This window comes from Cellulomonas septica (genome assembly GCF_012396155.1).
GTDB classification, from domain to species: Bacteria; Actinomycetota; Actinomycetes; order Actinomycetales; family Cellulomonadaceae; genus Cellulomonas; species Cellulomonas septica.
On sequence record NZ_JAAXOY010000084.1, the window covers coordinates 1 to 8,635 of the forward strand.

Below are 8,635 nucleotides of genomic sequence, written 5' to 3' on the forward strand. Positions count from 1 at the left end.
CTCGTCGCCGTGGTCGACGCGGCCGGCCAGGACGTCACCGCCCGCGCCCGCTCGCTCGCCGACGGCCTGACCGCCGACGGGTACGCCGCGTCCGCGCGGCCCGTCCCCGGCGCGCGGGCCGTCCAGCTCTGCCAGGGGCACTGCCCCGTCCAGGACGTCGCGCACGAGTTCCCGCAGCTCTGCGAGGCCGAGGCCCGCGCGTTCTCGCGCATCCTCGGCGTCCACGTGCAACGCCTCGCCACCCTCGCCGGTGGCGGGCACGTCTGCACCACGAACATCCCGACGACCGCACCGACCCCCGCAGCCCCCGTGCTCGCCCCGGAAGGACCGACAGCATGAGTGCACCCACCGAGAACGCGGCAGCCGCCGCGCCCCTCACGCAGGACGAGGCGATCGCCTCGATCGGCAACTACAACTACGGCTGGCACGACACCGACGTGGCCGGCGCCACGGCCAAGCGCGGCCTGTCCGAGGCCGTCGTGCGGGAGATCTCGGCGCTGAAGAACGAGCCCGAGTGGATGCTCAAGACGCGCCTGAAGTCGCTGCGCCTGTTCGAGAAGAAGCCCATGCCGTGGTGGGGCTCCGACCTGTCGGGCATCGACTTCGACAACATCAAGTACTTCGTGCGCTCGACGGAGAAGCAGGCCGCCAGCTGGGAGGACCTGCCCGAGGACATCAGGAACACGTACGACCGGCTCGGCATCCCGGAGGCGGAGAAGCAGCGCCTCGTCGCGGGCGTCGCCGCGCAGTACGAGTCCGAGGTCGTCTACCACCAGATCCAGGAGTCGCTCGAGGAGCAGGGCGTCATCTTCCTCGACACCGACACGGGTCTGCGCGAGCACCCGGAGATCTTCGAGCAGTACTTCGGCTCCGTGATCCCCCCGGGCGACAACAAGTTCGCGTCGCTCAACACCGCCGTGTGGTCGGGTGGGTCGTTCGTCTACGTGCCGCCGGGCGTGCACGTCGAGATCCCGCTGCAGGCCTACTTCCGCATCAACACGGAGAACATGGGCCAGTTCGAGCGGACGCTGATCATCGCGGACGAGGGCTCGTACGTGCACTACGTCGAGGGCTGCACCGCCCCGGTGTACTCGTCGGACTCGCTGCACTCCGCGGTCGTCGAGATCATCGTCAAGAAGAACGCCCGCGTGCGGTACACGACGATCCAGAACTGGTCGAACAACGTGTACAACCTCGTCACCAAGCGGGCCACGGCCGCCGAGGGCGCGACCATGGAGTGGGTCGACGGCAACATCGGCTCCAAGGTCACGATGAAGTACCCGGCGATCTACCTCATGGGTGAGCACGCGCGCGGCGAGACGCTGTCGATCGCGTTCGCGGGCGAGGGCCAGCACCAGGACGCGGGCGCCAAGATGGTGCACGCCGCGCCGCACACGTCGTCGTCGATCGTCTCCAAGTCGGTCGCGCGCGGCGGTGGCCGCACGTCCTACCGGGGCCTCGTGCAGGTCCTGGAGGGTGCGAGCCACTCGGCGTCCAACGTGCTCTGCGACGCGCTGCTCGTCGACCAGATCTCGCGCTCCGACACCTACCCGTACGTCGACGTCCGCGAGGACGACGTGTCGATGGGCCACGAGGCCACCGTGTCGCGCGTGAGCGAGGACCAGCTGTTCTACCTGATGTCCCGGGGCATGCCCGAGACCGAGGCGATGGCCATGATCGTGCGCGGGTTCGTCGAGCCCATCGCGCGCGAGCTGCCCATGGAGTACGCCCTCGAGCTCAACCGCCTCATCGAGCTGCAGATGGAAGGGGCCGTCGGCTGATGACGACCACCACGGAGAACCTGTCGACCGACCACTCCCGGGCGGTCGCCGACGGGGCCCACACGCACGGCACCGGGGGCGTCCCCGAGGCGTCCCGCGCCGCGCGCCTCACCTCGTTCGACGTCGCGGACTTCCCCGTCCCGACGGGCCGCGAGGAGGAGTGGCGGTTCTCGCCCGTCGACAAGCTCGCGCCGCTGTTCGCGGGGGCGACCGACGGCGTGCTCGCCGGCCACGGCGTGCTCACGACCGTCGTCGAGGCGCCCGAGGTCCGCGTCGAGATCGTCGACCGCGACGACGCGCGCCTGGGCCGGGCGGGCAAGCCCGGCGACCGCACGTCGGCCGTCGCGTGGGCGTCGTTCCCGCGTGCCACGGTCGTGACGATCCCGCGCGAGAAGGTCGCCTCGACCGTCACCTCGATCAAGATCGAGGGCGTCGAGGGCGCGGGTCTCAACGACGCGCCGCTCGACCCGACGGGCACGCACCTGCTGGTGCACGCCGAGGCGCTGTCGGAGTCGGTCGTCGTGATCGACCACGTCGGGCACGCGTCGCTCACGGAGACGGTCGAGATCGTCGCCGAGGAGGGCGCGCACCTCACCGTCGTGTCGGTCCAGGACTGGGCCGACGGGTCCGTGCACGCCGCGTCGCACCGCGTCCGCGTGGGCCGCGACGCGACCGTCAAGCACATCGTGGTCACGCTCGGCGGCGACGTCGTGCGCGTCACGCCGGACGCCGAGTTCGTCGGCGAGGGTGCGTCGGTCAACCTGCTCGGCCTCTACTTCGCCGACGCGGGGCAGCACCAGGAGCAGCGCCTGTTCGTCGACCACGCGGTCCCCAACTGCGTGAGCCGCGTGACCTACAAGGGCGCGCTGCAGGGCGAGGGCGCGCACGCGGTGTGGGTCGGCGACGTGCTGATCCGCGCGGCCGCCGAGGGCACCGACACGTACGAGCTCAACCGCAACCTCGTCCTCACCGACGGGGCGCGCGCGGACTCCGTGCCGAACCTCGAGATCGAGACCGGCGTCATCGAGGGCGCGGGCCACGCGTCCGCGACCGGCCGCTTCGACGACGAGCAGCTCTTCTACCTGCGCGCCCGTGGCATCCCCGAGGCCGACGCGCGTCGCCTCGTCGTCCGTGGGTTCTTCGCCGAGCTCATCCACGAGATCGGCGTCCCCGCCGTCGAGGACCGGCTCATCGGCGCGATCGAGAAGGAGCTCGAGGCGTCCATGTCGGCGCTCGACGCGCTCGCCGACCGCCCGCACGTCGAGGGCTCCGAGTCGTCGGCCCACACGGAGCGCGCATGACCGCGCAGCTCGCCTGCCTCGACGAGGACGTGCCGGTCGCCGGCACGCTCCGCGTCGAGCTCGAGGGCGAGTCCGGACCCGTCGAGGTCGCGATCGTCCGCGACGAGGACGGCGAGCTGCACGCCATCAGCGACATCTGCTCGCACGGCGCGGTCTCGCTGTCCGACGGCGAGGTCGAGGACTGCTCGATCGAGTGCTGGCTGCACGGGTCGCGGTTCGACCTGCGCACCGGCAAGCCGCTCGGCCCGCCCGCGGTCCGCCCCGTCCCCGTCTACCCCGTGACCGTCGACGGCCAGCGCGTGCTGGTCGACGTCGACGCCCCCCTCTGACCTAGGAGTTCCCCGCATGGCCACCCTGGAGATCCGCGACCTGCACGTCAGCGTCGAGACCAAGGAGGGCGCCAAGCCCATCCTGCGCGGTGTCGACCTGACCGTGAACAGCGGCGAGACGCACGCGATCATGGGCCCCAACGGCTCCGGCAAGTCGACGCTCGCGTACTCGCTCGCGGGCCACCCGAAGTACCAGATCACCTCCGGCACCGTGACGCTCGACGGCGAGGACGTCCTCGCGCTGTCCGTCGACGAGCGCGCCCGCGCCGGCCTGTTCCTCGCGATGCAGTACCCCGTCGAGGTCCCGGGCGTGTCGGTGTCGAACTTCCTGCGCACCGCGAAGACCGCGATCGACGGCGAGGCGCCGCCGCTGCGCACGTGGGTCAAGGACGTCCGCACCGCGATGGACGACCTGCGCATGGACCCGGCGTTCGCCGACCGCTCCGTGAACGAGGGCTTCTCCGGCGGTGAGAAGAAGCGCCACGAGATCCTCCAGATGGAGCTCCTCAAGCCGCGCTTCGCGATCCTCGACGAGACCGACTCGGGCCTCGACGTCGACGCGCTGCGCGTCGTGTCGGAGGGCGTCAACCGCGTCCGCTCGAACTCGGACGTCGGCGTGCTGCTCATCACGCACTACACGCGCATCCTGCGCTACATCCAGCCCGACTTCGTGCACGTCTTCGTCGACGGCAAGGTCGCCGAGGAGGGCGGGCCCGAGCTCGCCGAGCGCCTCGAGAACGAGGGCTACGACCGGTTCCTCACGTCGGCGGTCTGACGACCGACGACCACCGTCCCCGGGGCGCGTCCGTGCGACGCCCCCGGGGACTCCTGACCCGGTAGACGCACGACCCACGACGAAGGGCGGACGACGTGACCAGCACGCTCGACACCGCGACCCCGCAGGGCGGGGCGCCGGCCGCGGCCGGCACGCTCGGTGCCGCCGAGCTCGCGGCGGTCCGTGCGGACTTCCCGCTGCTCGCGCGCACCCTGCGCGGCGGGCGTCCGCTCGTCTACCTCGACTCCGGGGCGACGTCGCAGAAGCCCGAGGTCGTCCTCGACGCCGAGCAGGACTTCTACGTGCAGCGCAACGCCGCCGTGCACCGCGGCGCGCACCAGCTCGCGGAGGAGGCCACCGAGGCGTTCGAGGACGCGCGCGCGCGGGTCGCGTCGTTCGTCGGCGTCTCGCCCGGCGAGGTCGTCTGGACGTCGAACGCGACCGCGGCGATCAACCTCGTCGCGTACGCGATGTCGAACGCCTCGCTGGGCCGCGGCGGTTCGGAGTCGTCGCGCTTCGCGCTCCGGCCGGGCGACGAGATCGTCGTCACCGAGCTCGAGCACCACGCGAACCTCGTGCCGTGGCAGGAGCTCGCCGCGCGGACGGGGGCGACGCTGCGCTGGATCGGCGTCGACGACGACGGGCGCCTGCGCCTCGACGACCTCGCGACGGTCGTGGGGGAGCGGACCCGCGTGCTCGCGTTCACGCACGCGTCGAACGTGACGGGCGCGATCACGCCGGTGCGCGCGTTCGTGGACCGTGCGCGGGCTGTCGGGGCGCTGACGGTGCTCGACGCGTGCCAGTCGGTCCCGCACCTGCCGGTCGACCTGCACGCGCTCGGCGTGGACTTCGCCGCGTTCTCCGGCCACAAGATGCTCGGACCCACGGGCGTCGGCGCGCTCTACGGGCGGCGCGAGCTGCTCGAGGCCATGCCGCCCGTCACCACCGGCGGGTCGATGGTCGAGGTCGTCACCATGGAGCGCACCACGTACGCGCCGCCGCCGCAGCGGTTCGAGGCCGGCACGCAGATGGTGTCCCAGGCCGTCGGCATGGGCGCCGCCGCGTCGTACCTGGCTGAGCTGGGCATGGACGCGGTGGCCGCGCACGAGGCCCACCTCACGCAGCTCCTGCTCGACGCCGTGGCGTCCGTGCCGGGTGTCCGCGTGATCGGCCCGACCGACGCGCGCGACCGGCTCGCGAACGTGTCGTTCGTCGTCGACGGCGTGCACGCGCACGACGTCGGCCAGGTGCTCGACGACGCGGGCGTCGCCGTCCGCGTCGGGCACCACTGCGCGCAGCCGCTGCACCGCCGGTTCGGCGTCGCCGCGACCGCGCGCGCGTCGGCCGCCGTCTACACGACCGACGAGGAGATCGAGGTGTTCCGGGAAGCACTCGCAGGGGTGCGGACGTTCTTCGGTCTGGAGGACGGGAGCAACGCATGAGCACCTCGATGGAGCAGCTGTACCAGCAGGTCATCCTCGACCACGCGAAGCACCCGCACGGGCGGGGGCTCGGGCCTGCCGGGGCTGAGGCGCGGTCGGCCGAGTCGCACCAGGTCAACCCCACGTGCGGCGACGAGGTCACCCTGCAGGTCGACGTCGACGCCGCCGGCGTCGTCCGCGACGTGCGCTGGGAGGGGCAGGGGTGCTCGATCTCCCAGGCCTCGGTGTCCGTCCTGCACGACCTCGTCGTCGACCAGGACCTCGGAGCCGTCGACGACCTCGCCGGCACCTTCCGCGCCCTCATGCAGTCCAAGGGTGCCGGCCTCGGCGACGAGGTGGAGGACAAGCTCGGGGACGCCGCCGCCTTCACGGGCGTCGGCCGCTACTCGGCCCGCGTGAAGTGCGCCCTGCTCGGCTGGGTCGCCCTGAACGACGCACTCATCAAGACCGGCGCGACGCGCACCAAGGAGGACGCATGAGCACCGAGACCAACCCGACCACGGTCGCCGACGTCGAGGAGGCCATGCGGGACGTCATCGACCCCGAGCTCGGCATCAACGTCGTCGACCTCGGCCTCGTCTACGGGGTCGTCATCGACCAGACGAACACCGCCGTCATCGACATGACCCTCACGTCCGCGGCCTGCCCGCTGACCGACGTCATCGAGGACCAGTCCGCGCAGGCGCTCGACGGCATCGTCGACGGCTTCCGCATCAACTGGGTCTGGATGCCGCCGTGGGGCCCGGAGAAGATCACCGACGACGGCCGCGCCCAGATGCGCGCCCTCGGCTTCAACATCTGACGCCGCGTCGTCCCGCACGACCCCGTACCGGTCCGCCCGGTGCGGGGTCGTCGTGCGTCAGACGCGCGGCTCGTCGTTGATCGCGAGCAGGGGAGCCGACAGCGTCGTCGGGCCCGTCATCCACGGCTCGTGCGCGGGCAGGAGAGCGACCTGCCACGCACCCGTCGGGATCAGCGGCGACGGCGACGCGAGCCCGAGCGGTTCGGCGGCGACGAAGCCGCGGCGGCCGTAGTAGCGCGGGTCGCCCTCGAGGAGGACGAGCGGCCATCCGGCGGCCGAGGCGGCGTCGAGCGCGACGGCGACGAGCGCCGTGCCGATGCCGCGTCGCTGCGCGTCGGGGGCGACGGCGAGCGGGGAGAGCGTGAGGGCGGGGACCGGGCCGCGCGCCGAGGTGATCGTGACGCGTGTGAGCAGGACATGGCCGACGACGGTGTCGGTGCCGCCGGGCTCGTCGTGCGGGGCGTCCTCGACGGCGACGAGCGACAGGCCGTCGACCCAGGCGGGGTCGCCGCGCAGGGCGTCGAGCATGGTCAGGACGTGGTCGGCGTGGTCGCCGAACGCGGCGGCGACGACCTCCCGCACGGCGCCGACGTCGACAGGGGTCTCGGGGCGGATCAGCACGCGGCGACGCTAGTCCGGCCGTCGCGGGGGACGCAGGTCGAATTCATGAGCGGCCGTCCCGGGGCGCGCCGGCGGACGGGCGCCCGTCAGAGGGCGTCGGTGGCGAAGGTGTCGCAGGCGGCGAGGGTGCCCTGCTCGTAGCCGGTGGTGAACCAGCGCTGGCGCTGCTCGGAGGAGCCGTGGGTCCAGGAGTCGGGGTTCACGCCGCCGCCGGACTGCTGCTGGATGTGGTCGTCGCCGACGGCCTCCGCGGCGGACAGCGCCTGCTGGAGCTGCTCGGCGGTGATCGGCTCGAGGAACGTCACACCGGTGTCGGGGTCGACCTCGGTCGCGGCGCTGCCGACCCACATGCCCGCGTAGCAGTCGGCCTGCAGCTCGACGCGCACGGAGTCCGACTCGGCGCCGGTGCCCTGCCGCTGCGCGCGGTCCATGACGCCGGTGAGGTTCTGGACGTGGTGCCCGTACTCGTGCGCCGTGACGTACATCTCGGCGAGCGGTCCGCCCTCGGCACCGAACTGGCTCTGCAGGAGGTCGTAGAAGCCGAGGTCGAGGTAGATGGTCTGATCGGGCGGGCAGTAGAACGGCCCGGTCGACGCCGACGCGGCCCCGCAGCCCGTCGTGGTCTGGCCCTCGAACGCCTCCGCGGCGGGCTGCGCGAACTGCGCGCCCTGTGCGGGGAGCTCGGCGGCCCAGTAGGCGTCGAGCGCCTGCAGCGTCGCGGACAGCCGGCAGTCGCGCCGCTCGTTGGCCTGCTCCGCGGTGCAGTCGCCGACGACGCCCTGCTCGGCCTGCTGGCCGCTGCCGCCGGCTACGCCCTGCAGGACGTTGGCGAGGTCGCCGTTGCCCGACTGGTTGAGGAAGATCGCCAGCACGGCGACGACGAGCGCGCCGATCCCACCGCCTGCGGCGATCTTCCCGCCGCGGCTCGTGCGGACCCGGCCGCCTTCGAACTGACCACCCTCACCGAACGTCACGGAGGGGAACTTAATCCCGCGCCCCGGAGTCCGCCTGTCGGGACGGCGGCGCCACCCGTTCGTGCACGTCGGCCGCGCGGGCGCGCCGAGCGGTCAGTCGTCGGCGAGTCCGCGGGCGGCGAGCGCGTCACCGGTCGCGCGCGCGTGCGCGACCATCCGGACCGCCGCGGGCAGGACCAGCGCGCGCGGGTCGCGGTCGAGGCCCCGCGCCCGCGCGGCGGCCCGGACCTCGAGCGAGGACTGCGCGAGCACCGGGATGGTGCGCAGGAACAGGCCGACGGCGAGCGCGGCGGTCTCGGGGTGCAGCCCGACGTGTCGCAGGGGGCGCGTCACGCGCGCGAGGACGTCGAGCAGCGCGTCGGACCGGGTGGTCGCGGTGACGACCGTGCCGAGCACGACGAGCGCGAGGAGCTCGGCGGCGATCTCGACACCGACCTCCCAGCCCCGCGACCAGGTCTGGTACAGGCCGACGACCAGCGCGAGGACGGCCACGGGGAGCAGGCCGCGCGTGGCGCGGTGCAGGGGGACGCGGGCCACCAGCAGGACGCCGACCGCGACGACGAGGGCGCCCACGGCCGGGAGCGGCCCGTCGAGCAGCAGCACCGCGACG

The 8,635-nt window shown here is 72.9% G+C and carries 11 protein-coding genes; 8 read left to right on the forward strand and 3 right to left on the reverse strand.

The window, feature by feature from the left end; all coding sequences use genetic code 11:
• From HGA02_RS05380 to HGA02_RS05415, 8 genes are all read left to right on the forward strand, one after another.
• Positions 1-339, forward strand: a 339-nt coding sequence (locus HGA02_RS05380; protein WP_425483030.1) for a helix-turn-helix transcriptional regulator, incomplete at its 5' end; no start/stop codon positions are given.
• Positions 336-1,781: a Fe-S cluster assembly protein SufB gene (sufB, locus tag HGA02_RS05385; RefSeq protein ID WP_168678133.1), complete on the forward strand. Its 1,446-nt coding sequence runs from the start codon at positions 336-338 to the stop codon at positions 1,779-1,781. The genes HGA02_RS05380 and sufB, both read left to right, overlap by 4 nt.
• Entirely contained in the window at positions 1,781-3,082 is a 1,302-nt protein-coding gene (gene sufD, locus HGA02_RS05390) for a Fe-S cluster assembly protein SufD (RefSeq protein ID WP_168678134.1), read from the forward strand. The genes sufB and sufD overlap by 1 nt, the downstream gene beginning before the upstream one ends.
• A complete protein-coding gene (locus HGA02_RS05395) occupies positions 3,079-3,411 on the forward strand; it encodes a non-heme iron oxygenase ferredoxin subunit (RefSeq protein WP_168678135.1) in 333 nt (110 codons plus the stop codon). The genes sufD and HGA02_RS05395 overlap by 4 nt, the downstream gene beginning before the upstream one ends.
• A gap of 16 nt (positions 3,412-3,427) precedes the next feature.
• Complete coding sequence (gene sufC, locus HGA02_RS05400; protein ID WP_168678136.1) at positions 3,428-4,186, forward strand: Fe-S cluster assembly ATPase SufC; 759 nt, start codon at positions 3,428-3,430, stop codon at positions 4,184-4,186.
• A gap of 95 nt (positions 4,187-4,281) precedes the next feature.
• Positions 4,282-5,628, forward strand: coding sequence for a SufS family cysteine desulfurase (locus tag HGA02_RS05405; RefSeq protein ID WP_168678137.1), 1,347 nt, complete (start codon positions 4,282-4,284; stop codon positions 5,626-5,628).
• On the forward strand, positions 5,625-6,107 hold the full coding sequence (gene sufU / locus HGA02_RS05410; RefSeq protein ID WP_168678138.1) for a Fe-S cluster assembly sulfur transfer protein SufU: 483 nt from the start codon (positions 5,625-5,627) through the stop codon (positions 6,105-6,107). The genes HGA02_RS05405 and sufU overlap by 4 nt, the downstream gene beginning before the upstream one ends.
• Positions 6,104-6,430: a metal-sulfur cluster assembly factor gene (locus tag HGA02_RS05415; protein WP_124343615.1), complete on the forward strand. Its 327-nt coding sequence runs from the start codon at positions 6,104-6,106 to the stop codon at positions 6,428-6,430. The genes sufU and HGA02_RS05415 overlap by 4 nt, the downstream gene beginning before the upstream one ends.
• Positions 6,431-6,487: 57 nt before the next feature.
• On the opposite strand, the gene HGA02_RS05420 is transcribed toward HGA02_RS05415, so the two are convergent.
• The 3 genes from HGA02_RS05420 to HGA02_RS05430 all read right to left on the reverse strand — a co-directional run.
• Positions 6,488-7,051: a GNAT family N-acetyltransferase gene (locus tag HGA02_RS05420; protein WP_168678139.1), complete on the reverse strand. Its 564-nt coding sequence runs from the start codon at positions 7,049-7,051 to the stop codon at positions 6,488-6,490.
• Between the two features lie 86 nt (positions 7,052-7,137).
• Entirely contained in the window at positions 7,138-8,025 is an 888-nt protein-coding gene (ypfJ, locus tag HGA02_RS05425; protein WP_168678140.1) for a KPN_02809 family neutral zinc metallopeptidase, read from the reverse strand.
• Between the two features lie 93 nt (positions 8,026-8,118).
• The coding region (locus tag HGA02_RS05430; protein WP_168678141.1) for a CbiQ family ECF transporter T component at positions 8,119-8,635 on the reverse strand (517 nt) is incomplete at its 5' end.

What these genes read in the sequence shown, in the direction of transcription:
- sufB (WP_168678133.1), top strand. Translation starts at nt 336, where the DNA reads ATGAGTGCACCCACCGAGAACGCGGCAGCCGCCGCGCCCCTCACGCAG.
- sufD (WP_168678134.1), top strand. Translation starts at nt 1,781, where the DNA reads ATGACGACCACCACGGAGAACCTGTCGACCGACCACTCCCGGGCGGTC.
- HGA02_RS05395 (WP_168678135.1), top strand. Translation starts at nt 3,079, where the DNA reads ATGACCGCGCAGCTCGCCTGCCTCGACGAGGACGTGCCGGTCGCCGGC.
- sufC (WP_168678136.1), top strand. Translation starts at nt 3,428, where the DNA reads ATGGCCACCCTGGAGATCCGCGACCTGCACGTCAGCGTCGAGACCAAG.
- sufU (WP_168678138.1), top strand. Translation starts at nt 5,625, where the DNA reads ATGAGCACCTCGATGGAGCAGCTGTACCAGCAGGTCATCCTCGACCAC.
- HGA02_RS05415 (WP_124343615.1), top strand. Translation starts at nt 6,104, where the DNA reads ATGAGCACCGAGACCAACCCGACCACGGTCGCCGACGTCGAGGAGGCC.